The following is a 23,675-nucleotide window of genomic DNA, read 5'->3' as shown; positions in this document are numbered from 1 at the left end:
CGCGCAGGCAACAACCCGCAACAGCGTCTATGGTGTTCTGGTTCGGTGTGTTTGTTTTTGGCCTGAAGACGAAGGAGTGTTGAGTCATGCGTGACAAACCAGCGACGGGCGTCGTGCCCAGCCCCGCCGTGTTCATCAATGCACAGAGTGCCATGACCGGTCTGCGCGGCCGGGACCTGATCTCGACCTTGCGCAACGTCGCGGCCCACGGGCTGCGCAATCCGATCCACAGTGCAAAACACGCCTTGAAGCTGGGAGGCGCGCTCGGACGCGTGCTGCTCGGCGAAACCCTGCACCCGACCAATCCGCAGGACAGCCGCTTCGCCGATCCGGCGTGGAGCCTCAATCCGTTCTATCGGCGCAGCCTTCAGGCTTATCTGGCCTGGCAGAAACAGGTCAAGAGCTGGATCGACGAGAGCAGCATGAGCGACGACGACCGCGCCCGCGCGCACTTCGCCTTCACCCTGCTCAACGACGCCGTGGCGCCTTCCAACACACTGCTTAATCCGCTGGCGGTCAAGGAGCTGTTCAACTCTGGGGGTCACAGTCTGGTGCGCGGTCTCAGTCATCTGTTCGATGACCTGTTGCACAACGACGGCCTGCCGCGCCAGGTGACCAAACAGGCTTTCGAAGTCGGCAAGACCGTCGCCACCACCACCGGCTCGGTGGTGTTTCGCAACGAAATGCTCGAGCTGATCCAGTACCGGCCAATGAGTGAAAAGCAGTATTCGAAACCGCTGCTGGTGGTGCCGCCGCAAATCAACAAGTACTACATTTTCGACCTTAGCCCGAGCAACAGCTTCGTTCAGTTCGCCCTGAAGAACGGTTTGCAGACCTTCATGATCAGCTGGCGCAACCCGGATGTGCGGCATCGCGAATGGGGCCTGTCGACCTACGTCGAAGCCGTGGAAGAAGCGATGAACATCTGCCGGGCGATCACCGGCGCCCGCGAGGTCAACCTGATGGGCGCCTGCGCCGGCGGGCTGACCATCGCGGCGCTGCAAGGGCATCTGCAGGCCAAGCGGCAGTTACGGCGGGTCTCCAGCGCCACCTATCTGGTGAGCCTGCTCGACAGTGAGATGAATACCCCGGCCACCCTGTTCGCCGATGAGCAAACGCTCGAAGCAGCCAAGCGGCGCTCCTATCAGAAAGGCGTGCTGGACGGCCGCGACATGGCCAAGGTGTTCGCCTGGATGCGCCCCAACGATCTGATCTGGAGTTATTTCGTCAATAACTACCTGCTGGGCAAGGAGCCGCCGGCGTTCGACATCCTCTACTGGAACAACGACAGCACCCGCCTGCCCGCCGCGTTTCACGGCGACATTCTGGACTTCTTCAAGCACAACCCGTTGACCCATCCGGGCGGGCTGGAAGTGTGCGGCACGCCGATCGATCTGCAGAAGGTCACGGTCGACAGCTTCAGCGTGGCCGGCATGAACGACCACATCACGCCATGGGACGCGGTGTATCGCTCGACGCTGTTGCTGGGCGGTGAGCGGCGCTTCGTGCTGTCCAACAGCGGCCACGTGCAGAGCATCCTCAACCCGCCGGGCAACCCGAAAGCCAATTACGTCGAGAACGGAAAGCTCAGCGGCGATCCACGTGCCTGGTACTACGACGCCAAGAAAGTCGACGGCAGCTGGTGGCCGCAATGGCTGGAGTGGGTGCAGCAGCGCTCCGGCACCCTGCGCGAAACCCAGATGACCCTCGGCAACGCCAATTATCCACCGATGGAAGCGGCACCCGGCACCTATGTGCGTGTGCGCTGACTGACTCAAGCCCTTTTAAGAAGACTGGATGAAAACAAGCGAACGGATCCTCGAATGTGCCCTGCAGTTGTTCAATGAAAAGGGCGAGCCGAACGTCTCCACCATGGAGGTTGCCAATGAAATGGGGATCAGCCCCGGCAACCTCTACTACCACTTCCACGGCAAGGAACCGCTGATTCTCGGACTGTTCGAGCGCTTCCAGAACGACCTCGCCCCGCTGCTCGACCCGCCCGCCGATGTCGAACTGGCACCGGAGGATTACTGGCTGTTCCTGCACCTGATCGTCGAACGGCTGGCGCAGTACCGCTTCCTGTTCCAGGACCTGTCGAACCTGGCCGGACGCCTGCCGAAACTGGCCAAGGGCATTCGCCAGTTTCTCAACGTGCTCAAGCGCACGCTGGCGTCATTGCTGGCGCGGTTGAAGGCGTCGGGGCAGTTGGTCAGCGACACCCAGGCGCTGGGGCAACTGGTGGAGCAGATCACCATGACGCTGCTGTTCTCGCTGGACTATCAGCGGATTCTCGATCGCGAAGGGGAAGTGCGGCTGGTGGTGTACCAGATCATGATGCTGGTGGCGCCGCACCTGTTGCCGCCGGTGAAGGTGGCGACGGAGAGGATGGCTTTGCAATATCTGGAAGATCACGAGTAATCCTACTGCTTTTACCCAAACAAAAACGCCCGACCTTCACAGGCCGGGCGTTTTCTTGAGCCCTGAAAAATCAGGACTGACTGGTCGGCGTCGACGGAGTCGAAGCAGCAGTCGGAGCAGGCGCCGGGGTTGGAGCCGAGGCGGAGTTCGACGTGCTTGCCAGTGCTTGCGGTGTGGTCACCGGTTTTGGTGCTGCAGCTTTCGGCGCAGCGGCTTTCGGCGCGGCCGGTTTTTTCACTGCCGGTTTTTTCGCCGCAGCCGGTTTGGCAGCAGGCTTGGCAGCGGGTTTGGCGGCAGCGGTTTTCGCTGCTGGCTTGGCCGCAGGTTTGGCGGCTGGTTTTGCAGCCGGCTTGGCGGCGGCCTTGGCGGCAACCGGTTTGGCCGCGGCTTTCGCTGCAGGCTTGGCGGCAGCAGTTTTGGCTGCTGGTTTTGCGGCCGGTTTGGCGGCGGCTTTAGCCAGTGGCTTGGCAGCGGTTTTGGCCGCAGGCTTGGCTGCTGCGGTTTTGGCCGCGACAGGCTGAGCTTTCAGGCCGGTGAGTTTTTCGATCTGCTTGGTCAGGGTATCGACCTTCTTGTGCAGATCCTTCACCTCGTTGCGGCTCGGTACGCCCAGGCGCGAAATTGCACTGTTCAGGCGCTTGTCGAAAGCCCCTTCCAGTTGATCCCAGGTGCCCAGTGCGCGATCTTTCACGCCGCTGATGCGCGATTTTGCCGAGCTTGCAGAGTCCTTGGCAGCATCGACTTTCTTGCCGACTGCAGCCTTGGTGAGCTTCTCGGCTTTCTCGCCGTCTTTGACCAATGTATCGAAGAGCTTGCTGCCGTCAGTGTCGATCTTCGAGTACACGCCTAAACCAGCCAGCCAGATCTTGCGGGAATAGTCTTCGACTTTTCCGATCCACGAGCTGCCTTCTTTATCGGTGTTCTTTTTACCAGCCATCCCGTTCTCCTTAAGATTTACGCGCGACGCGTTCGAGCAATGCCGTCAGCTCATCGAGCTTAGCAGAGAGTGCCTCAACGTCATGTTTAGACGGAATGCCGATACGATTCAAGGCACTGGCGACACGCGTGTCGAACGCCTTCTCGACCTTGTCGAGCTGAACTTCGACCCGGCCTTTGAAAGAGCTGACTTCGCTCTTGGCTTCATCGATCTCGGCGTTGGCCGCTTCGAGTTTTTCGGTGACGGCTTTTTTGCCTTTCTTTTCAACAGTTTGACCAGCCTTGATCAACTCCTGAAAGTACTCGCTGCCCTCCTGACCGACCTTGGTGTAGGCACCCAGGCCTGCCAGCCAGATCTTGCGGGCATAGGATTTGACGTCGCTCAGAGCGGAAGTCGAAGCGTCGATTTTTTTCTTCAAAATGACTTTGGCCATGGTGCACCTCACGCGCGGAAGGTTTGAGGAACTGCCCTGACGAGTGTCGGGCTCAGGCACAAAGTAGGGAGAAAAATTAGAAACGGCACCCTAACAACTGACATAAAAGGCAGGTGCACGAGAAAAAACGGGGAGCCCGAAGCTCCCCGCTTTGTCCTGATCAGACCAGCGCTTTATCCAGCGCCTTTTCGATCTCGGCTTTGATCATGCCGCTCATGGCCGACATCATCAGGCCCAGTTCCACGTCGACCCGGATCGAATCCTCGGCCACATGCACCGCGCCCTTCACGCCCGAACGCTTGAGGTTCAGGACATCGCCCGACCACTGCGGCTCCAGGCCATATTGATCGGAGAGTTTCTGCGCCAGTTTGTCGGCTTTCTCGCGGGCCGCTTCCTTGCCCAGGCTGTGGGCACGCTCAACACTGATATGGGCCATTGAATGACTCCTGCTTTTTGAATGGGCTATGAATGCCTGCAACGAATCTTGACCGCCACTGCGGCAAATCGTCCCGAAGGTTGCCCATCTTACCTTTAGCCATTCCAAGACAAAGCATGGCTTGGGGATTAGAATGTCGCGCATTCTCTTTTGGTGACAGCGATATGACTGATCAGCGCAAAGGCAGCGATGCCGAACCCACCACTCACTTCGGCTTCAAAAACGTTCCGGAAAGCCAGAAAGCGGAAAAAGTCGCTGAGGTGTTCCACTCCGTGGCCGCCAAGTACGACCTGATGAACGACCTTCTGTCGGGCGGCATGCACCGTCTGTGGAAGCGTTTCGCGATCGAACTGTCGGGCGTGCGCGCCGGCAACCGCGTGCTGGACATCGCTGGCGGTACGGGCGACCTGACCAAGAAATTCTCGCACCTGGTCGGCCCGACCGGTCAGGTGGTTCTCGCGGACATCAACGAATCCATGCTCAAGGTCGGCCGTGACCGCCTGCTGGACGTCGGTGTTTCGGGCAACGTCGAGTTCGTCCAGGCCGACGCTGAAAAGCTGCCGTTCCCGGACAACCATTTCGACTGCGTGACCATCGCCTTCGGCCTGCGCAACGTGACGCACAAGGAAGACGCCCTGCGCTCGATGCTGCGCGTACTCAAGCCGGGCGGCCGCCTGCTGGTGCTGGAATTCTCCAAGCCGACCAACGCGCTGATGTCCAAGGCCTACGACGCCTACTCGTTCGCCTTCATGCCGCTGATGGGCAAGCTGATCACCAATGACTCGGAAAGCTATCGCTACCTGGCCGAATCGATCCGCATGCACCCGAATCAGGAAACCCTGAAGTCGATGATGGTCGACGCCGGTTTCGACCGCGTGACCTATCACAACATGACCGCAGGCATCGTCGCCCTGCACCGCGGCATCAAACCCTGATGCTGCTGACCGGGCTGCTCGCCAGCGTCGAACTCGGCCTGAACCGCGTGCTGCGTCTCGACAGCACGGCGCTGCCGCGACTGGCGCATCTGACCGGCAAAGTGATTGCCGTGGATTGCCGCAGCCCGGCGCTGCAACTGTTCATCCTGCCGAGCGACGAAGGCCTGATACTGGCGTCCCACTGGGAAACCGGCGTCGATTGCACCCTGCGCGCCCCGGCCTCGAGCCTGGTGAAGCTGGCCCTGAGCAAGGACAAGACGGCGGTGCTGCACGCACTGGAAGTCGAACTCGACGGCGACAGCGGCGTGCTGCTGGAACTGGCCGGCGTGCTGCAGGACCTCGAGCTGGACTGGGAGTACGAACTCTCGCGCTGGCTGGGACCTGTCGCCACGCAACTGGTCGGCGGTCACCTGCGCAGCCGCGCCCGCTGGTATCAACAAGGATTTGCCAGCCTCAACCAGAACCTCGCCGAATACCTGGCCGAAGAATCGCGCACCCTCGTCGGGCAGCGCGAAGCCGAAGCCCGTTTCAGCGAACTGGACCGGATCAAACTTGATCTGGAACGTCTCGAGGCGCGCTTCGAGCGCCTTTCCCGATCCCTCGACCCAAGCGATAACGCATGAAGCTGCTCGCCGTCCGCCGTCTGTTGCGCATCCAGCGCGTCGTGATCCGCTACCGCCTCGATGACCTGCTGTTCGATCTGCCTTTGCCGTGGTTTTTGCTGGCGCTGCGCTACGTCCTGCCGTGGCGCTGGTTCCCGCGCAAGCCGCTGGACCTCAGCCGTGGCGCACGCCTGCGCCTGGCGTTGCAGGATCTGGGGCCGATCTTTATCAAGTTCGGGCAGATCCTCTCGACCCGCCGCGACCTGCTGCCGGAAGACATCGCCGATGAGCTGATGCGGTTGCAGGACCGCGTGCCGCCGTTCGATTCGCAGCTGTCGGTCAAATTGATCGAAGAACAGCTGGGCAAGAAGATCAGCGAAGTGTTCAGCCGCTTCGACGTCGAACCGCTGGCCTCGGCCTCGGTGGCGCAGGTGCACGCCGCGCAACTGAAGACCGGCGAAGAAGTGGTGGTCAAGGTGATCCGCCCGGGCCTGAAGCCGATCATCGCCCAGGATCTGGCGTGGCTGTTCATCCTCGCCCGCGCCGCCGAGAAGGTCTCCGCCGACGCCCGTCTGCTGCACCCGGTGGACGTGGTCAGCGACTACGAAAAAACCATCTACGACGAACTCGACCTGTTGCGCGAGGCGGCCAACGCCAGCCAGTTGAAACGCAACTTCGAAGGCTCGCCGCTGCTCTACGTGCCGCAAGTCTATTGGGACTGGTGCCGGCCGAAAGTGCTGGTAATGGAGCGCATCTACGGGATTCAGGTGACGGATCTGGCGACCCTCGCCGACCAGCGCACCGACATGAAGATGCTCGCCGAACGTGGCGTGGAGATCTTTTTCACCCAGGTGTTCCGCGACAGCTTCTTCCACGCCGACATGCACCCGGGCAACATCTTCGTCAGCACCGTCAACCCGTGGAGCCCGCAGTACATCGCGATCGACTGCGGCATCGTCGGCAGCCTGACCCCGGAAGACCAGGACTATCTGGCGCGCAACCTGTTCGCCTTCTTCAAGCGCGACTACCGCCGCGTGGCGCAATTGCACATCGATTCGGGCTGGGTACCGGCGGAAACCAAGCTCAACGAATTCGAAGCGGCGATTCGTACCGTGTGCGAGCCGATCTTCGAAAAACCATTAAAAGATATTTCATTTGGCCAGGTGCTGATGCGCCTGTTCCAGACTGCGCGCCGCTTCAACATGGAAGTGCAGCCGCAACTGGTATTGCTGCAAAAGACCCTGCTGAACATCGAAGGCCTGGGCCGCCAGCTGTACCCGGACCTCGATCTGTGGAACACCGCGCAGCCGTTCCTCGAACGCTGGATGCGCGAGCGCGTCAGCCCAAAAGCCTTGATCGGCAACGTCCAGAGCCAGTTCGAACAGCTGCCGCACCTGGCCAACATGGCCCGCGACCTGCTCGAACGCATGTCCCAGCCCCACGCCAACGACCCGCCGCCACCGTGGAAAAAACGCAAGGACGACTGGTTCCTGCGCCTGCTCGGCAGCGCCCATCTGGCGGGCGGTACGATCCTCGCCGCCGGGGGCCCGATGCACGAACTGGGGCATTGGCCCGCCGGGATCATGGTGGCAGTCGGCTTGTATCTGGTCGTTCGCCGATAGCCAGTTCCGTGATCGGCTGGCACACTGTTTCAACGCCTGAACCCGACTATTGAAGTGTGGGTTCGCTGTCGGAGTCGAAGATGAAAAACTGGCTGGACGAGATCAAGTGGGACGCCGATGGCCTGGTGCCGGCGATTGCCCAGGATCACAAGACCGGACGCGTATTGATGATGGCCTGGATGAACCGCGAAGCCCTGGAGCTGACCGCGGCGGAAAACCGTGCCATCTATTGGTCACGTTCCCGTGGCAAGCTGTGGCGCAAGGGCGAAGAGTCCGGCCACGTACAGACGCTGCATGAAATGCGTCTGGACTGCGACGCCGACGTCATCATCCTGATGGTCGAACAGATCGGCGACATCGCTTGCCATACCGGCCGTCAAAGCTGCTTCTACCGCGTCTTCGAAAACGGCGACTGGAAAACGGTCGACCCGGTCCTGAAAGACCCGCACGCTATTTACTCCGCAGGACACAAACATGAGTGACACCCTGACCCGCCTTGCTCAGGTGCTGGAAGAGCGCAAGGGCGCAGCCGCCGACAGCTCGTATGTCGCCAGCCTGTACCACAAGGGTCTGAACAAGATTCTGGAGAAAGTCGGCGAAGAATCGGTCGAAACGATCATTGCCGCCAAGGACGCCGCCATCAGCGGCGACTGCAGCGACGTGATCTACGAGACCGCCGACCTGTGGTTCCACAGCATGGTCATGCTTGCCCAGCTGGGGCAGCATCCGCAGGCGGTGCTGGATGAACTGGATCGCCGTTTCGGCCTGTCCGGACACGTCGAGAAAGCCTCGCGTCCGTCCGCCTGAACAACTATTAGAGAGGAACAGCAACATGGGCATTTTTGACTGGAAACACTGGATCGTCATCCTGGTGGTCGTGGTACTGGTATTCGGCACCAAGAAACTGAAAAACCTCGGCACCGACGTTGGCGAATCGATCAAGGGCTTCCGTAAAGCCATGAACGACGATGAAAAACCGGCCGATCCGACCGTCACGCCTGCGCAGCCGGTTCCACCGGTACAGCCGCAAGCCACCGCTCAGGCCAACCCGCCGCACACCATCGACGTGCAGGCGCAGAAAGTCGAAGAGCCGATCCGCAAAGACGTGTGAGCACTGACTAATGTTTGGTATCAGCTTCTCTGAACTGCTGCTCGTCGGCCTCGTCGCCCTGCTGGTGCTGGGCCCCGAGCGTCTGCCGGGCGCTGCACGCACCGCCGGCCTGTGGGTCGGACGGCTGAAGCGCAGCTTCAACGCGATCAAACAGGAAGTTGAGCGTGAAATCGGTGCCGACGAAATCCGTCGGCAACTGCACAACGAGCACATCCTGTCGCTGGAACAGGAGGCGCGGAAGATTTTCACGCCGGTTCAGCAGGAGCCGACGCCGGTCGAGCACGTGGGTGAGCAGACGATTCATGCGCCTGCCGCCGCGACGCCACCAGCACCTGTCGCAGCGCCAACCGATTCTGCGCCTGCTGTCGCAGCCACGACGGTTGAACACGTAGCCCCAACCGCCGCGCCGACTCCACCAGCGCCAAACGACACCACTCTGCCGCCGCGAGCCTCATGAGCGATCTCCCCGAAAACGACCAGCACATGCCGCTGGTTTCGCACCTCACCGAGTTGCGCACCCGCCTGCTGCGTTGCGTCGCGGCGATCTTCATCATCTTCGCCGGGCTGTTTGCCTTCACCCAGCAGATCTACACCTTCGTCTCGACGCCGCTGCGCGAATACCTGCCGGCCGGCGCGACGATGATCGCCACCGACGTGTCGTCGCCGTTCCTGACGCCGCTGAAACTGACGATGATGGTCTCGCTGTTCCTGGCGATCCCGGTGATCCTGCATCAGATCTGGGGCTTCATCGCACCGGGCCTGTACAAGCACGAGAAGCGCGTCGCAGTGCCGTTGCTGATTTCCAGCATCCTGCTGTTCTACACCGGCATGGCGTTCGCCTACTTCTTCGTGTTCCCGCTGATCTTCAAGTTCTTCGCCTCGGCCACCCCGGCCGGCGTGGAAATGATGACCGACATCACCAGTTACCTCGATTTCGTCATGACGCTGTTCTTCGCCTTCGGCGTGGCGTTCGAAATCCCGGTGGCCGTGGTGCTGCTGGTGTGGATCGGCGTGGTCGACGTCAAATACCTGAAGAAGATCCGTCCGTACGTGATCATCGGCTGCTTCGTGGTCGGCATGATCCTGACCCCGCCGGACATCTTCTCCCAGACCCTGCTGGCCGTGCCGATGTGGATGCTGTTTGAAGTCGGCATCCTGTTCGGCAGTCTGGTCAGCAAGCGCGAGCGCCCGGAAGAAACCGCCGACGATCACAACGACCAGCCGCCAGCGACTCAGCCATGAACCTGCTGCTGCTCGAAGAGGCCGACTTCATCGCGGCCGACCGCGTCGTGCTGCGTGATCGACGCCTGACCCACATGCAGGAAGTCCACCGTTCGGAAGTCGGCGACAGCCTGCGGGTCGGGCGTATCAACGGGTTGATGGGCTCGGCCGAGCTGCTGCGTCTGGACGCGGGTGAAGCCGAGCTGCGAGTCACCCTCGATCAACCACCGCCGGCCAAACTGCCGCTGACCCTGGTACTCGCCCTGCCCCGCCCGAAAATGCTGCGCCGGGTGTTCCAGACCGTGGCGACCATGGGCGTGTCGAAGGTGATTCTGGTCAACAGCTACCGGGTCGAGAAAAGCTTCTGGCAGACGCCATTCCTCGAACCGGAAGCGATTCGCGAACAGCTGATCCTCGGCCTCGAACAGGCCCGGGACACCGTGTTGCCGGAGATCATCATCGAGAAGCGCTTCAAGCCGTTCGTCGAAGATCGCCTGCCGGCCATCACCGACGGCACCCTCGGTCTGGTCGGCCATCCGGGCAATTTCCCGCCCTGCCCCCGCGCCCTCAGCGAACCGGTAACCCTGGCCATTGGCCCCGAGGGTGGCTGGATTCCCTACGAAATCGATCTGCTGGCCAAGGCCGGCCTGCAACCGGTGCAACTGGGCGACCGCATCCTGCGGGTCGAAACCGCCGTCACCGCGCTGCTCGCCCGGTTGTTCTGAGTGCTTCTGTTCTAAGCCCTTCTCCAGACAAATCGCGTTACAGATTGCCATCATGCGGCCGATACACTCTCCATAAGTCCAATTAGTGGTCCGAGGGGAGTCGTCGCATGTACCGTTGGTTAGCCGAGAATCTTGGAAACGTCAGCGTCAAACGCAAGCTGGGAATCGGTTTCGGCCTGGTGCTGCTGCTGACGCTGTTGATCACCTTTACCGGCTGGACCGGCATGAGCGGGATCATCAGCCGGGGCGACAAGCTCGGGTTCATCTCCAGCCTCAACGAACTGACCAAAGACCTGCGCCTGGCGCGTCTGGACTATGAAGCCCGTCGTGGCGAACAGGGCCCCGGCGCGGTCAACGACCTGCTCGGCAAACTCGACAGCGGCCTGCAAAGCGCCCGAGGCATGATCGAGCAATCGTCCGACGTGGCCATGATCGATCAGCAACTGGCGGCGGTCGCCGAGTACAAACGCGCCTTTGGCGACATGACCCAGGCCACCGTGCAGCGTGAAGACGCCCGCAGCAAACTCGGCGCCAGCGCCGACAACGCCGTGGCCAAGGTCAGCGAAGTCGAGAAATCCCTGCTGCAAGGCGACAGCGTTGCGCAATTCAACAGCGTGATCGAGCTGAGCAAACTGCTGCAGCAGGCGCGCTATCAGGTGCGCGGTTACACCTACAGCGGCAAGGCCGAGGCCGAACAACCCGCGCTGGATGCCATCGCCGCCGCCCTGAACAATCTGGAAAGCCTGCCGAGCAAACTGCCCGAGCAACACATCGCCAACCTGCAACAGGCCACCGAATCGCTCAAGGCTTACCGCGCTGCCGTCAGCCAGTTCCGCGACTCCCAGGTGAACAACGCCAAGGCCATGGCGCGCATGACCGCTCAGGGCGACATCCTGCTCGACGTCAGCAAGAAACTCACCGAATCCCAGACCATCGTCCGCGACACCGATGCCGCCAGCGCCAAGAACCAGCTGCTGATCGCCACTCTGCTGGCCGTGGCCTTCGGTCTGCTCGCCGCCTGGGCGATAACCCGGCAGATCATCATCCCGCTGGAGCAAACCCTGAAAGTTGCCGAGCGCGTAGCCGCCGGTGACCTGACCCACAACCTGGTGTCCCTGCGCCGCGACGAACTCGGTCAACTGCAACGCTCGATGCAGAGCATGACTCAGGGCCTGCGCGAATTGATCGGCGGGATCAGCGACGGCGTGACCCAGATCGCCAGCGCCGCCGAGGAATTGTCCGCCGTGACCGAGCAGACCAGCGCCGGCGTGAACAATCAGAAAATCGAGACCGACCAGGTCGCCACCGCCATGAACGAAATGGCCGCCACCGTGCAGGAAGTCGCGCGCAACGCCGAAGAAGCTTCGGAAGCAGCGGTCGCCGCAGACCAGCAGGCCCGTGAAGGCGACAAGGTGGTTGGCGAGGCCATTGCCCAGATCGAACGTCTGGCTGCCGAAGTCGGCCACTCCACCGAAGCCATGGGCGAGCTCAAGCGCGAAAGCGACAAGATCGGCAGCGTGCTCGATGTGATCAAGTCCGTGGCTCAGCAAACCAACCTGCTGGCCCTCAACGCCGCCATCGAGGCCGCCCGGGCCGGTGAAGCCGGACGTGGTTTTGCGGTGGTCGCCGACGAAGTCCGCAGCCTCGCCCAGCGCACCCAGAAGTCCACGGAAGAGATCGAAGAGCTGATCGTCGGCCTGCAGAACGGCACCCAGCAAGTGGCGACGATCATGGACAACAGCCGCACCCTGACCGACAGCAGCGTCGAGCTGACCCGTCGCGCCGGTGGCTCGCTGGAAAGCATCACCCGCACCGTCTCGGCGATTCAGGCGATGAACCAGCAGATCGCCGCGGCGGCCGAGCAGCAGAGCGCCGTGGCCGAAGAGATCAACCGCAGCGTGCTGAACGTGCGGGATGTGTCGGACCAGACCTCGGCGGCCAGTGAAGAGACGGCGGCCTCCAGCGTCGAGCTGGCGCGTTTGGGCACTCACCTGCAAACGCTGGTGGGCCGGTTCAAGGTATAAACCGCGCAAACAAAAAAACGCAGCCAGGTGGCTGCGTTTTTTTTGCCCTGCGTTTAGAGGACTTGCCGCAGGAACGCCTGGGCTCGCGGATCCTTCGGTGCATCGAAGAACTCCGCCGGCGAGGCGTCTTCCAGCAGTTTGCCGTGATCGAAGAACAGCACCCGATCCGCCACTTCCCGGGCAAAACCCATTTCGTGAGTCACGCAGACCATGGTCATGCCTTCCACGGCCAGGTTCTTCATCACGTCCAGCACTTCGCCAACCATTTCCGGGTCGAGGGCCGAGGTCGGCTCGTCGAACAGCATGACCTTGGGGTCCATCGCCAGCGCCCGGGCAATCGCCACGCGCTGCTGCTGACCGCCGGACAGGCGCGACGGATATTCGCGGGCCTTCTGGGCGATGCCGACCTTCTCCAGCAATGCCAAAGCCTTGGCTTCGCTTTCCTTCTGGCCACGCTTGCGCACGACCTTCTGCGCCAGGCACAGGTTTTCCAGCACGGTCATGTGCGGGAACAGATTGAAATGCTGGAACACCATGCCGACTTCGCGGCGGTAGGCGTTGACGTCGGTTTTCGGGTCGGCCAGTTGCAGGCCGTCGATGCTCACCGAGCCGGAGTCGAATTCTTCCAGACCGTTGAGGCAACGCAGGAACGTCGACTTGCCGGAACCCGACGGGCCGATCACCACCAGCACTTCGCCCTTGGCCACGGAAGTGCTGACGTTATCCACCGCGCGCACGACTTGCCCACGGGTGTCGAAGACTTTTACCAGATCGCGGACTTCAATCACTTTGCGCGAGCCTCCGCTCAAGCCGGCTGGCGATTTTCGACAGCGGCAGGTTGATCAACAGGTACAGGCCGGCGACGCAGAACAGGATCTCGAACGGCGAGAACGACGTGGTGATGACTTCACGACCGCTTTTCAGCAGCTCGGTGATGGCGATCACCGAAACCAGAGAAGTGTCTTTGACCAGACTGATGAACTGCCCGGCCAGCGGCGGCAGCACGCGCTTGAACGCTTGCGGCAGCACCACATGACGCATCGACTGGCCGGCGCTCAGACCCAGCGAACGCGCCGCCTCGTTCTGGCCACGGGCAATCGACTGCACACCGGAACGGATGATTTCCGCCACGTAGGCGCCGGTGAACAGCGACAGCGCGGCGATCCCGGCGAACTCCCGGGACAGGTTCATCACAGTGCCGATGAAGAAATAGAAAATGAAGATCTGCACCAGCAGCGGCGTGCCGCGCACCAGTTCGACATAGATCGTCGACAGGTCGCGCAGGGTCGGGTTGCTCGACAGCCGGCACAGCCCGGTGGCCAGACCGATCAGCAGACCCAGCACGCCGGACACCACCGACAGCCAAAGCGTGGTCCACAGGCCCCACAACAGCGGACCCGCCGCCCAATGCCGCGTCACGCCCACGACGTCGCCTTCGGCCACATCGTCGCCCTGAGCGAATTGCAGGCTGTTTTCGTCGACGGTCAAGTGCTGCTCGTCACCGGCATCGTTGCGCAGGGTGACCTGCGCGCTGCCGCCCTTGCGCACCAGTTCGCTGACGGTGGAAATGTCGGTGGCGCGCTGGGTTTCCTCGGCCTGATAGGCGAAATACTGCGGCACGCGGTTCCAGCGCCATTCGTAGGACATCAGCGACGTGGCGTAATACAGCGCGCCAGCCAGGCCGACCAGCACCAGCACGGTCAGGACGTGCCAGGGCCATTGGGCTTTTTTCTGTTTCATTGCAGATTCTCAGATGATCGTTCCCACGCTCTGCGTGGGAATGCCGCCGGGGACGCTCTGCGTCCGTGCCTGATCGTGACGCGGAGCGTCACAGGATGCGTTCCCACGCAGAGCGTGGGAACGATCAGCGGGCGGGCCTTATTCCATGTCCTTGAGCCACTCGGTGCTCTTGAACCACTTGTCATGGATGCGATCGTAGGTGCCGTCTTCGTGGATCTGGTGCAGGAAGTTATTGATGAAGTTGATGCTGTCGTAGTCACCCTTCTTCAGACCGAAGGCCAGCGGCTCGTAGGTGAACGGCTTGTCGAGGAACACCAGCTTGCCGGCGCCGACCTTGTTCACTGCAACGACGTTGTACGGCGCGTCGTAGATGAAGGCGTCAGCCTTGCCGTTGACCACGTCGAGCACGGCTTCCTGCTCGTTGTCGTAGCCGTGGTACTTGGCCTTGGAGATCAGCTTCTTGGCGACCATCTCGCCGGTGGTGCCCAGCTTGGAGGTGATGCGGTAGTCGGCGGTGTTCAGGTCTTTATAGGACTTGATGGTGCCTTCCAGCTCCTTGCGGATCAGCAGGGTCTGGCCGACCACGATGAACGGTTCGCTGAAGTTCAGGCGCAGGTTGCGTTCCTGGGTCAGGGTCATGCCGCTGCCGATCATGTCGAACTTGTCGGTCATCAGCGCCGGGATGATCCCGTCGTAGCCGGTGGAGACCAGCTCCAGCTTGACGCCCATGGCCTTGGTCATGGCTTTGAGGATGTCGACTTCGAAACCGATGATTTCGCCGCGCTTGTTGGTCATTTCGAACGGCATGTAGGTCGGATCCATACCGACTTTCAACGAGCCGCGCTTGACCGCGTCATCGATGGCGCCGGCCTGCGCCGCATTGACTGCAACCAGTGCCGTGACGCCGACCAGCAGCATCGACAGATACTTCTTCATCTTCAAGTCCCCAAAACCATTGCGTTTGCGGCGCGAAAACCGACAGAAATGGACAAGATTGTCCGGGTGCGCCAATTCGGGGACGGATGCTAACGCACTCGTTCGTTTGCACAAGGTTTTTTGATCGGTTGATGCCGGATGGGACGCAGAGCATCCCGGGCTGCATTCCCACGCAGAGCGTGGGAACGAGTGATCCGCGACGATAATCGGCAGGCAAAAAAAACCCCGCTTTCGCGGGGTTTCTTCATCAGGCCGGTTGCGCCTGCAAGCTCACAGGTTTGAGCGGCAGCAGCGGCGCATGGGGATCGGCTTTCACCGAAGCCCGCCATGCATCCAGCCACTCGGCGTGACCTTCAGCCCACACCTGCTCGTGCAGACGGGCCAGGGCTACCGGGTCGCTCAGCAATTGCAGGCGATCATGGTTGTTCAGCCCGGCCGGACCGACCTTGATCGCGTGACGCACGCGTTCCTGGCGCAGCCATTCGATCGGCTCGGCCTCACCGTGACGCGAAGTCGCCAGCGAGCACGCCAGGGCGTTCTGCTGCGGATCGACCACGGCGCGGACGAAACCGTCATTCAGCGCGTGCCAGCGGTTTTCGTGGGTGTACTGATCGGTGGCCAGCAGCGCCTGTGGCGGATTGTATTCCTCGGGGATGAGGAACAGGCTCTCGTCACGGGATTTGAGGCCCAGACCGACGCGGCTGGAAATCACCGACACCGGAATCGACAGCATCAGCGAACCGACGATCGGCACCAGCCACCACAGGAAGCTCGGGTTCAGCCAGATCACCAGCAACGCCCAGAAGAAGCCCAGCAGGGTCTGCGGACCGTGACGCTTGACCGCTTCGCTCCATGGCGTCGAGTCGTCGTCACGCTGCGGCGAGTTCCAGGTCGCGGCCCAGCCAAGGAACGCGGCGAGGACGAAACGGGTGTGGAAAATCATCCGCACCGGCGCCAGCAGCATGGAGAACAGCATCTCCAGCAGCATCGACAGGGTCACCTTGAACTTGCCGCCGAACTCTTTCGCGCCCTTGGCCCAGATCAGGATGATGCTCAACAGCTTCGGCAGGAACAGCAGCACGATGGTTGTCGAGAACAGCGCGATCGCCTTGTCCGGGTGCCATTGTGGCCACAGCGGATACAGCTGACGCGGTTCAAGGAAGTACTGCGGCTCCATCAGCGTGTTCACGGCCAGCAGCGCGGTCGACAGCACCAGGAAGAAAAACCACAGCGGCGCCGACAGGTAGGACATCACGCCGGTCAGGAACACCGCGCGGTGCACCGGGTGCATGCCTTTTACCAGGAACAGGCGGAAGTTCATCAGGTTGCCGTGGCACCAGCGACGGTCACGCTTGAGCTCGTCGAGCAGGTTCGGCGGCAGTTCTTCGTAGCTGCCCGGCAGATCGTAGGCAATCCACACGCCCCAGCCGGCACGGCGCATCAGCGCTGCTTCAACGAAGTCGTGAGAGAGAATCGCACCGGAGAACGCACCCTTGCCCGGCAACGGCGCCAGGGCGCAGTGGTCGATGAACGGCTTCATGCGGATGATCGCGTTGTGACCCCAGTAGTGGGATTCACCCAGCTGCCAGAAGTGCAGACCGGCCGTGAACAGCGGACCGTAAACGCGGGTGGCGAACTGCTGCATGCGGGCATACAGCGTGTCCATGCCCGAAGCGCGCGGCGCGGTCTGGATGATACCGGCGTCCGGAGTGGCCTCCATCAGGCGCACCAGACTGGTCAGGCACTCGCCGCTCATGACCGAGTCGGCGTCGAGTACGACCATGTACTTGTAGTCACCGCCCCAGCGACGGCAGAAGTCATCGAGGTTACCGCTCTTGCGTTTGACGCGGCGGCGACGGCGGCGATAGAAGATCTTGCCGAAGCCCTTGGCTTCGCGGCAGACGTCCAGCCAGGCCTGCTGCTCGGCCACGCAGATGTCGGTGTCGTTACTGTCGCTGAGGACGAAGAAGTCGAAACGGTCCAGGTCGCCGGTAGCGGCGACCGACTCGAACGTCGCGCGCAGACCGGCGAACACCCGAGGCACGTCTTCGTTGCAGATCGGCATCACCAGTGCGGTGCGCGCATCCTTCGGAATTGGCTCGTTGCCGGCACTTTTACCGGAGATCCGGTATTTATCGTGGCCGGTGAGCAATTCGAGGAAGCCCATCAGCGCGGTCCAGAAACCGGCCGACACCCAGCAGAACAGAATCCCGAACATGATCAGGATGCTGGTTTGCAGCGCATACGGCAGCACTTGCGTGGCGGTTTGCAGCAGCGGTTGATGCAGGACTTCTTCCAGATCGACGAACGACCACCCCTGGTACGGCATGATGCCTTTCATGTACCAGCCGGCGACGATGGTCTGACCCAGCATCAGCACCAGCAGAATGTAGCGACGGATCGAACCGACCGTGCGCCAGCGCGCCGCCGGCAGCACGTTGGCGTCCTTCGGCGGTTGCGGCGGGTTGGTCCGGCCGGTAAGGCGGCGCCAGCCACGCACCAGAATGTTGGTGCGCCACGGCTCCGGCACGACCTTGGTCCGACGGATCGGCGGCGTGGCCTTCATGCTGACCCGGCCGCTGGCGTCGAGCACCAGCATTTCCGCGTCTTCCAGCTCTTCGGCGGTGCTCAGGGTCAGGCGCTTGCCCACCGAAGCCTGGGCGGCTTCGGTCGGAGCGTCAAAGGTCTTGGACGACAGGCGTTCATGCAATTCGCTGAAGGACTGGCAGCCCGCGAGTTCCGCGCGCTGCTCGTCGGTCATCGGCAGATGCGCCAGGTACTCGGACAGAGTCTCTGGCTGTACTTGAGAGTTACTCATCGGCAGGCAACTGATAGCTCCAGGTTTCGGTCAGGACTTCTTCAGTCGGTGCCGATTCCGGTGTGGCTGGGGCCGCGTCCGCAGCGGCTGGCTGCTTGGCGTCTTTGTTGGCCTTGTCCTTGGCATCTGCAACCGGCTTGGCGTCGGCCTGTTTGGCCTCGGCGGCCTTGGCTTCCTTGTCGGCTTTCTCTTGCTGCTTGGCGGCAACCTTGTCGGCCTTGGCTACCGACGAATTGGACGTCGGCACCGAAGACTTGGCCAGATCAGCGGTGACCACTGGTTGAACCAGAGCCGCGCGCATCTCGGTGGACTTGCTCGCGTCCTTGATCTTCATCCGCAGGGTCAGGCGCCAGCCCTTGGTTTCCGGGTTGTAGCGCACGCTGTTCTCGACCAGTTCGGCGTTGTCGCCGACGCTGACCTGGCTGCGAACGTCTGCATCCGGGGCCAAAGCGGCCAGGGACGGGCCTTCGAAGTCGACCAGGTAGGCCACGCTGCCATCCGGCTGACGGATCAGGTTCGATTGCTTGACGTCACCCGTGGAACGCAGGGTCTGGTTGACCCAGGCGCTGTCCGGCGCGTGCAGCGCGGCTTCGTCGATGGTCCAGTGCATGCGGTAGGCGAAGTCCAGCGGCTGGCCAGGCTCCGGCAGTTTTTCCGGGCTCCAGAACGCAACGATGTTGTCGTTGGTTTCGTCGGCGGTCGGGATCTCGACCAGATCGACGGTGCCTTTGCCCCAGTCGCCCTTCGGCTCGATCCAGGCGCTTGGGCGCTTGTCGTAGCGGTCGTCGAGGTCTTCGTAGTGGCTGAAGTCACGGCCACGTTGCAGCAGACCGAAACCACGCGGGTTCTCGACGCTGAACTGGCTGACAGCCAAATGTTTCGGGTTGTTCAGTGGGCGCCAGATCCACTCGCCGTTGCCGGCATGGATCGACAGACCGCTGGAGTCGTGCAGTTCGCGACGGTAGTTGAGCACTTTCGACGGCTGGTTGGCGCCGAACAGGAACATGCTGGTCAGCGGCGCGATGCCGAGCTTGCCGACCTTGTCACGCAGGTACATCTGGCCCTTGACGTCGACGATGGTGTCGCTGCCCGGACGCAGGATCAGACGGTAGGCGCCGGTCGCACGTGGCGAATCCAGCAGGGCGAAGATCACCAGGTGCTTGTCGCCCGGCTTCGGTTGCTGAATCCAGAACTCGCGAAAACGCGGGAATTCTTCGCCGGACGGCAAAGCGGTGTCGATTGCCAGACCACGGGCCGACAGACCGTAGGTGTGACCCTTGCCGACAACGCGGAAGTAGCTCGCGCCCAGCATGGTCATGATTTCGTCTTGCTTGTCAGCCTTGTTGATCGGGTACAGCACACGGAAACCGGCGTAGCCCAGTTGTTCGGTGGCCTTAGGATCGAACTGCAGGTCGCCGAAATCGAAACGGCTCGGATCGTATTTGATCTCTTCGACGGTGTTCGCGGTGATTTCGTTGATTTTCACCGGCGTATCGAAGTGCATGCCCTGGTGATAGAAGGACAGCTTGAACGGGTTCTTCTGGTCGGCCCATTCGGCTTTTTCGGTGCGGAAACGAATCTTCTGATAGTCCGCGAATTTCATTTCACGGAATTCGTTCGGCAGGTTGCTGCGCGGGGCTTCGAACTTCTGCCCGGCCAGCTCTTTGGCCTTGGCCGACACATCGTCAAGATTGAATGCCCAAAGCTGGCCGGCGCTGAGCAGGCAGAGTACTGCCGAGCCCGCTACCAGAGCGCTGCGCAAGCGTTTGGCAGACAATTTTGCTGCATTACAGGGACTAACAATCACGAGCAACCCTCGCCGAAAACAGATCAATAAACCAACGGCCAGATGAAGTGCCTGTGAGGGATTCGGTACAAAAAAACCGACCTTTCAGGGCACCCTTGCCAAGTTGGCGAGCATTGTTCCGACTCCGCTGGGTCAAAATGATTCCCCAATCGGATCCGGACAAGTCTCTACCTAAGTCAAAATGGACCAACGAACGCTGATCCCCGTAGCGCGCGATTATCTAGTAGCCCGCGTGACAACGCATCAGGGGTAACAAAGTATTTATCGCGAAAATTCCCTGTTTTCAGTCGAAAAGCCCTTAAAAAGATGTTTCAAGCGCTTTCATGTCTGTAACAGGAAGGTTACCGGGCCATCGTTGACCAGGTGCACCTGCATATCCGCGCCGAATCTACCTGATGCCACTGTGCCATGCATCTGTTTCGCTTTGCTTAATAGATAGTCGAATAATTCTTCGCCCAGCGCCGGAGGGGCGGCGGTCGAGAAACTCGGGCGCAACCCGCTTTTGGTGTCGGCAGCGAGGGTGAACTGAGAGACCAGCAGCAACCCGCCGCCCACATCCGCCAGGGACAGATTCATCTTGCCCTCGGCGTCACTGAACACTCGATAGTTAAGCAGCTTATGCAGAAGTTTGTCGGCGCTGGCCGGCGTGTCGTCGGGTTCGACCGCCACCAGCACCAATAAACCCTGATCGACACTGCCAACCACCTCACCCGCCACTTCGACCCGCGCGCCTTTCACGCGCTGCAACAGACCCTTCATGCTTCTTCGGGCGGCAGGTCGAGCAGACGACGGGCCATTTTGCTGGCGGCGCGCACCAGTGCATCGGTGATGCCCGGTTCGGACGCGGCGTGGCCGGCATCGCGGATCACCTGCAGCTCGCTGTTCGGCCAGGCCTGATGCAGTTCCCAGGCGTTGTCGAGCGGGCAGATCACGTCGTAGCGACCATGGATGATCACGCCCGGCAGATGGGCGATCTTGCCCATGTCGCGGATCAGCTGGTTTGGCTCAAGGAACGCGTTGTTGGTGAAGTAGTGGCATTCGATCCGCGCGATCGACAAGGCGCGCTGCGGCTCGGAGAAGCGGTCGACCACCAGCGGGTTCGGACGCAGGGTCGCGGTGCGCCCTTCCCAGGTCGACCAGGCCTTGGCCGCGTGCATCTGGGCGATCTGGTCGTTGCCGGTCAGGCGTTTGTGGAAAGCGCTGAGCAGGTCGTCGCGCTCGTCCAGCGGAATCGGCGCGAGGTAGTCCTGCCAGTAATCGGGGAACAGACGGCTGGCGCCAGCCTGGTAGAACCATTCGATTTCCTGCGGACGGCAGAGAAAGATCCCGCGCAGGATCAGCCCATGCACGCGCTCCGGGTGGGTCTGCGCGTAGGCCAGCGCCAGGGTCGAACCCCAGGAACCGCCGAACAGCACCCATTTGTCGATGCCCAGGTGTTTGCGGATGCGCTCGAGGTCTTCGACCAGATCCCAGGTGGTGTTGTTTTCCAGGCTGGCGTGGGGCGTGGAGCGACCGCAGCCGCGCTGGTCGAAGGTGACAATGCGATACAGGTTCGGATCGAAGTAGCGGCGACTCTGGGCGTCGCACCCGGCGCCGGGACCTCCGTGGATGAACACCACCGGCAAACCTTCCGGTGAACCGCTTTCGTCGACGTACAGCGTATGGGTGTCATCGACGGCCAGATCGTGCCGTGCGTGAGGTTTGATCTGCGGAAACAAAGTCTGCATTGCGCGCTCCGTAAGGGGTCGAGGTCATCCCTGGGGGGACTTCTATTATTCTGCCGTCCGGCATCATAAACCCGATTTACGTCAATGAGCATGCCCGCGCGCTGTCACAATTTGTCAGCCATGAACCCCAGCAGGTTCTCAAAGAGACGATCAACCTCGGCGACCTGATGCCGCGCCCGCAGGCAGCCGTGAACCAGCCCTTCGCCGTAGTACAGCGCCGCGTCGACGCCCGCCGCGTTAAGCCGTTCGGCGTAGCACACGCCGTCGTCACGCAGCGGATCGAACTGCGCCACGGCGATCCAGGCCGGGGGCAAACCGCTGAAGTCTCCGGCCAGCAACGGCATCGCATAGGCGTTCGGCTTCGCGGTGCCGCGCAGGTACAGGGCGTGATAACAATCGACATCGCTGCTGGCGAGCAACGGCGCATCGGCGCATTCGCTGCGCGACGCTAACTGCTCGTCACCTCCCAGCCCCGGATAGATCAAGACCTGCGCGCCCGGCAGCGGCTCGCCGGCATCGCGCAGCGCCAGGCACAGCGCCGCGGCCAGATTGCCGCCGGCGCTGTCGCCCACCACCAGCATCCGCCCGGGATCGAACCAGAACGGCCCGCTGCGCAACGCGCGCCACACGCTCAGGCAATCCTCGAAACCGGCCGGGAACGGATGCTCCGGCGCCAGCCGGTAATCCACTGCCACCACCATCGCCCCGAGCGTCATCGCCAGTTCGCAGCAGATGAAGTCATGGGAATCCAGCCCGCCGACCACCCAACCGCCGCCGTGCAGATACAACGCGCACGGCCAGCCACTGGCCGATGGCCGGACAGGCGGGCGATACGAGCGCACCGCCACCCCGCTCAACTGGAAATCCACCACCTCCAGACCCACCGGCCGTTCGGGCGTGAAGGCGCGGCACATGTCGTCATAGGATTTGCGCAATCCGCCGAGGCTGCTGTCATCGCTGGCGAAGCTTTCGGTTCTGGCGACGAACGCCGCCATCGCCGGTGAAAGTTGATAGGTACTCATCAGTTTTTCAGGCTGGCCTGAACCGTGGCCACGCCGTCCTTGCCGTCGACACTGCTGACACCCGCCAGCCAGCGTTGCAAGTCTTCGGGATGCTCACGCAGCCAGGTTTTCGCCACTTCCTGAGGCGTTTTGCGCTCCATGATCGGCACCATCAACTGGCTTTCCTGGGCGGCGGTGAAGGTCAGGTTTTCCAGCAGTCGATGGACGTTCGGGCAGCGCTCGGCGTAGTCCGGCGCGGTGACAGTGGAAACGGTGGCGGCGCCTTCATTCGGACCATAGACGTCCTCGCTGCCGGTCAGGTAGGTGATCTTCATGTTGATGTTCATCGGGTGCGGGGTCCAGCCGACGAATACCACGAACTCTTTGCGGTTCACCGCTCGCTGCACGGCGGCGAGCATGCCGGCCTCACCTGACTCGATGATCTTGAAATCCTTGAGGCCGAAATGGTTGGTTTCGATCATGGTCTTGATCGTGGTGTTAGCGCCGCTGCCGGGCTCGATGCCGTAGATCTTGGCGCCGAGTTGATCCTTGAATTTCGCGATGTCGCCGAAGGTCTTCAGCCCTGCCGCCGCCACGTAGTCCGGCACCGCCAACGTCGCCTGCGCGTCGGCCAGGCTTGGCTTGTCCATGACCTTGACCTGATTGGCGGCGAGGAACGGCGCGATGTTCTTGTCCATCGCCGGTTTCCAGTAGCCGAGGAAGATATCGAGGCGCTTGTCGCGGATGCCGGCGAAGATGATTTGCTGCACGGCGCTGGTCTGTTTGCTTTCGTAGCCGAGGCCGTTGAGCAGCACGTCAGCCATGCCGCTGGTGGCGATCACGTCGGTCCAGTTGACCACGCCCATGCGCACGGTTTTGCAGGAAGCATCATCGGAAGCCATGGCGCCGGCGCTGAGCAGCGAGCAGCCGGTGAGGATTAACGCACAACGAGTGAACAGTCTTTTCATGTGGGATCGTCTCGTGCGGCAGCGGTTTATTGTTCGGATCGGTGTCTTCTTGCACCGTGGCCGAAACATTACGCAGCAGACGAGCGGGAAAAGCGAACTGTGGCGACCGGGATTTGCACGGTGGCGACTGTTTGAGGGCGCGCGCCCAGATCGCTCACTCACCGCAGATCGTTCCCACGCTCTGCGTGGGAATGCCTAAAGGGACGCTCCGCGT

24 protein-coding genes and 1 pseudogene are annotated in these 23,675 nt (G+C 61.8%); 13 read left to right on the top strand and 12 right to left on the bottom strand.

Going from position 1 to position 23,675, the window contains the following annotated elements; translation table 11 throughout:
• Nucleotides 1-86: 86 nt before the first annotated feature.
• Both phaC and AC1RT4_RS16950 read left to right on the top strand, forming a co-directional pair.
• Complete coding sequence (gene phaC / locus AC1RT4_RS16955) at nucleotides 87-1,769, top strand: class II poly(R)-hydroxyalkanoic acid synthase (RefSeq protein ID WP_179692938.1); 1,683 nt, start codon at nucleotides 87-89, stop codon at nucleotides 1,767-1,769.
• Nucleotides 1,770-1,797: 28 nt separating this feature from the next.
• Nucleotides 1,798-2,418, top strand: a complete 621-nt coding sequence (locus tag AC1RT4_RS16950; RefSeq protein ID WP_007952414.1) for a TetR/AcrR family transcriptional regulator — start codon at nucleotides 1,798-1,800, stop codon at nucleotides 2,416-2,418.
• Between the two features lie 70 nt (nucleotides 2,419-2,488).
• Here the strand turns inward: AC1RT4_RS16950 and AC1RT4_RS16945 are convergent, their stop codons facing one another.
• From AC1RT4_RS16945 to AC1RT4_RS16935, 3 genes are all read right to left on the bottom strand, one after another.
• A complete protein-coding gene (locus tag AC1RT4_RS16945; RefSeq protein WP_493086473.1) occupies nucleotides 2,489-3,355 on the bottom strand; it encodes a phasin family protein in 867 nt (288 codons plus the stop codon).
• Nucleotides 3,356-3,365: 10 nt separating this feature from the next.
• The gene (locus tag AC1RT4_RS16940; RefSeq protein WP_007952416.1) at nucleotides 3,366-3,788 is read right to left on the bottom strand and encodes a phasin family protein; all 423 of its coding nucleotides are present in this window, start codon (nucleotides 3,786-3,788) and stop codon (nucleotides 3,366-3,368) included.
• A 160-nt stretch (nucleotides 3,789-3,948) separates the two neighbouring features.
• Nucleotides 3,949-4,224 carry a polyhydroxyalkanoic acid system family protein gene (locus tag AC1RT4_RS16935; RefSeq protein ID WP_007952417.1) on the bottom strand — a complete coding sequence of 92 codons (276 nt, stop codon included), beginning with the start codon at nucleotides 4,222-4,224 and terminating at the stop codon, nucleotides 3,949-3,951.
• Nucleotides 4,225-4,388: 164 nt separating this feature from the next.
• Between AC1RT4_RS16935 and ubiE the strand changes: the two genes are divergently transcribed.
• From ubiE to AC1RT4_RS16880, 11 genes and pseudogenes are all read left to right on the top strand, one after another.
• Nucleotides 4,389-5,159: a bifunctional demethylmenaquinone methyltransferase/2-methoxy-6-polyprenyl-1,4-benzoquinol methylase UbiE gene (ubiE, locus tag AC1RT4_RS16930; RefSeq protein ID WP_007952418.1), complete on the top strand. Its 771-nt coding sequence runs from the start codon at nucleotides 4,389-4,391 to the stop codon at nucleotides 5,157-5,159.
• Nucleotides 5,159-5,782 carry a ubiquinone biosynthesis accessory factor UbiJ gene (locus AC1RT4_RS16925; RefSeq protein WP_493086470.1) on the top strand — a complete coding sequence of 208 codons (624 nt, stop codon included), beginning with the start codon at nucleotides 5,159-5,161 and terminating at the stop codon, nucleotides 5,780-5,782. The genes ubiE and AC1RT4_RS16925 overlap by 1 nt, the downstream gene beginning before the upstream one ends.
• Nucleotides 5,779-7,383 carry a ubiquinone biosynthesis regulatory protein kinase UbiB gene (gene ubiB / locus AC1RT4_RS16920; protein ID WP_007952420.1) on the top strand — a complete coding sequence of 535 codons (1,605 nt, stop codon included), beginning with the start codon at nucleotides 5,779-5,781 and terminating at the stop codon, nucleotides 7,381-7,383. The genes AC1RT4_RS16925 and ubiB overlap by 4 nt, the downstream gene beginning before the upstream one ends.
• 80 nt (nucleotides 7,384-7,463) lie before the next feature.
• Nucleotides 7,464-7,865, top strand: a complete 402-nt coding sequence (gene hisI / locus AC1RT4_RS16915; RefSeq protein ID WP_007909357.1) for a phosphoribosyl-AMP cyclohydrolase — start codon at nucleotides 7,464-7,466, stop codon at nucleotides 7,863-7,865.
• A complete protein-coding gene (locus AC1RT4_RS16910) occupies nucleotides 7,858-8,190 on the top strand; it encodes a phosphoribosyl-ATP diphosphatase (RefSeq protein ID WP_003220849.1) in 333 nt (110 codons plus the stop codon). The genes hisI and AC1RT4_RS16910 overlap by 8 nt, the downstream gene beginning before the upstream one ends.
• A 25-nt stretch (nucleotides 8,191-8,215) precedes the next feature.
• A complete protein-coding gene (locus AC1RT4_RS16905) occupies nucleotides 8,216-8,494 on the top strand; it encodes a twin-arginine translocase TatA/TatE family subunit (RefSeq protein ID WP_007952423.1) in 279 nt (92 codons plus the stop codon).
• 10 nt (nucleotides 8,495-8,504) lie between these two features.
• The gene (gene tatB / locus AC1RT4_RS16900; RefSeq protein WP_493086467.1) at nucleotides 8,505-8,951 is read left to right on the top strand and encodes a Sec-independent protein translocase protein TatB; all 447 of its coding nucleotides are present in this window, start codon (nucleotides 8,505-8,507) and stop codon (nucleotides 8,949-8,951) included.
• Nucleotides 8,948-9,736 carry a twin-arginine translocase subunit TatC gene (gene tatC / locus AC1RT4_RS16895; protein WP_007952425.1) on the top strand — a complete coding sequence of 263 codons (789 nt, stop codon included), beginning with the start codon at nucleotides 8,948-8,950 and terminating at the stop codon, nucleotides 9,734-9,736. Before tatB ends, tatC begins: the two co-directional genes overlap by 4 nt.
• Nucleotides 9,733-10,440 carry a 16S rRNA (uracil(1498)-N(3))-methyltransferase gene (locus AC1RT4_RS16890; protein WP_262159081.1) on the top strand — a complete coding sequence of 236 codons (708 nt, stop codon included), beginning with the start codon at nucleotides 9,733-9,735 and terminating at the stop codon, nucleotides 10,438-10,440. Before tatC ends, AC1RT4_RS16890 begins: the two co-directional genes overlap by 4 nt.
• Nucleotides 10,441-10,547: 107 nt before the next feature.
• Nucleotides 10,548-11,609, top strand: a pseudogene (locus AC1RT4_RS16885) (methyl-accepting chemotaxis protein); the annotation flags it as partial.
• A complete protein-coding gene (locus AC1RT4_RS16880) occupies nucleotides 11,592-12,464 on the top strand; it encodes a methyl-accepting chemotaxis protein (protein ID WP_371850981.1) in 873 nt (290 codons plus the stop codon). The pseudogene AC1RT4_RS16885 and the gene AC1RT4_RS16880, both read left to right, overlap by 18 nt.
• Before the next feature lie 53 nt (nucleotides 12,465-12,517).
• Here the strand turns inward: AC1RT4_RS16880 and AC1RT4_RS16875 are convergent, their stop codons facing one another.
• The 9 genes from AC1RT4_RS16875 to AC1RT4_RS16835 form a co-directional block, all read right to left on the bottom strand.
• Nucleotides 12,518-13,252 carry an amino acid ABC transporter ATP-binding protein gene (locus AC1RT4_RS16875; RefSeq protein ID WP_064592877.1) on the bottom strand — a complete coding sequence of 245 codons (735 nt, stop codon included), beginning with the start codon at nucleotides 13,250-13,252 and terminating at the stop codon, nucleotides 12,518-12,520.
• On the bottom strand, nucleotides 13,245-14,204 hold the full coding sequence (locus tag AC1RT4_RS16870; RefSeq protein ID WP_007952431.1) for an amino acid ABC transporter permease: 960 nt from the start codon (nucleotides 14,202-14,204) through the stop codon (nucleotides 13,245-13,247). The genes AC1RT4_RS16875 and AC1RT4_RS16870 overlap by 8 nt, the downstream gene beginning before the upstream one ends.
• A gap of 138 nt (nucleotides 14,205-14,342) precedes the next feature.
• Nucleotides 14,343-15,140, bottom strand: coding sequence for a transporter substrate-binding domain-containing protein (locus tag AC1RT4_RS16865; RefSeq protein WP_039772466.1), 798 nt, complete (start codon nucleotides 15,138-15,140; stop codon nucleotides 14,343-14,345).
• A gap of 247 nt (nucleotides 15,141-15,387) precedes the next feature.
• Nucleotides 15,388-17,958 (bottom strand): glucans biosynthesis glucosyltransferase MdoH, encoded by a 2,571-nt coding sequence (gene mdoH, locus AC1RT4_RS16860; protein WP_262195755.1) that lies wholly within the window; start codon nucleotides 17,956-17,958, stop codon nucleotides 15,388-15,390.
• Nucleotides 17,951-19,765 carry a glucan biosynthesis protein G gene (locus AC1RT4_RS16855; RefSeq protein WP_085608516.1) on the bottom strand — a complete coding sequence of 605 codons (1,815 nt, stop codon included), beginning with the start codon at nucleotides 19,763-19,765 and terminating at the stop codon, nucleotides 17,951-17,953. The genes mdoH and AC1RT4_RS16855 overlap by 8 nt, the downstream gene beginning before the upstream one ends.
• Before the next feature lie 321 nt (nucleotides 19,766-20,086).
• Nucleotides 20,087-20,524 (bottom strand): D-aminoacyl-tRNA deacylase, encoded by a 438-nt coding sequence (dtd, locus tag AC1RT4_RS16850; protein WP_064592873.1) that lies wholly within the window; start codon nucleotides 20,522-20,524, stop codon nucleotides 20,087-20,089.
• The gene (gene pip, locus AC1RT4_RS16845) at nucleotides 20,521-21,492 is read right to left on the bottom strand and encodes a prolyl aminopeptidase (protein WP_007952436.1); all 972 of its coding nucleotides are present in this window, start codon (nucleotides 21,490-21,492) and stop codon (nucleotides 20,521-20,523) included. The genes dtd and pip overlap by 4 nt, the downstream gene beginning before the upstream one ends.
• A 104-nt stretch (nucleotides 21,493-21,596) precedes the next feature.
• Nucleotides 21,597-22,514, bottom strand: a complete 918-nt coding sequence (locus tag AC1RT4_RS16840) for an alpha/beta hydrolase (RefSeq protein WP_493086462.1) — start codon at nucleotides 22,512-22,514, stop codon at nucleotides 21,597-21,599.
• Complete coding sequence (locus AC1RT4_RS16835; RefSeq protein ID WP_493086460.1) at nucleotides 22,514-23,461, bottom strand: choline ABC transporter substrate-binding protein; 948 nt, start codon at nucleotides 23,459-23,461, stop codon at nucleotides 22,514-22,516. Before AC1RT4_RS16835 ends, AC1RT4_RS16840 begins: the two co-directional genes overlap by 1 nt.
• Between the last annotated feature and the right edge of the window lie 214 nt (nucleotides 23,462-23,675).

The organism is Pseudomonas sp. GW821-FHT11D10 (assembly GCF_058808435.1).
The sequence above is the reverse complement of the archived record's forward strand: the minus strand, read 5'-3'. Positions and strand labels throughout refer to the sequence as shown.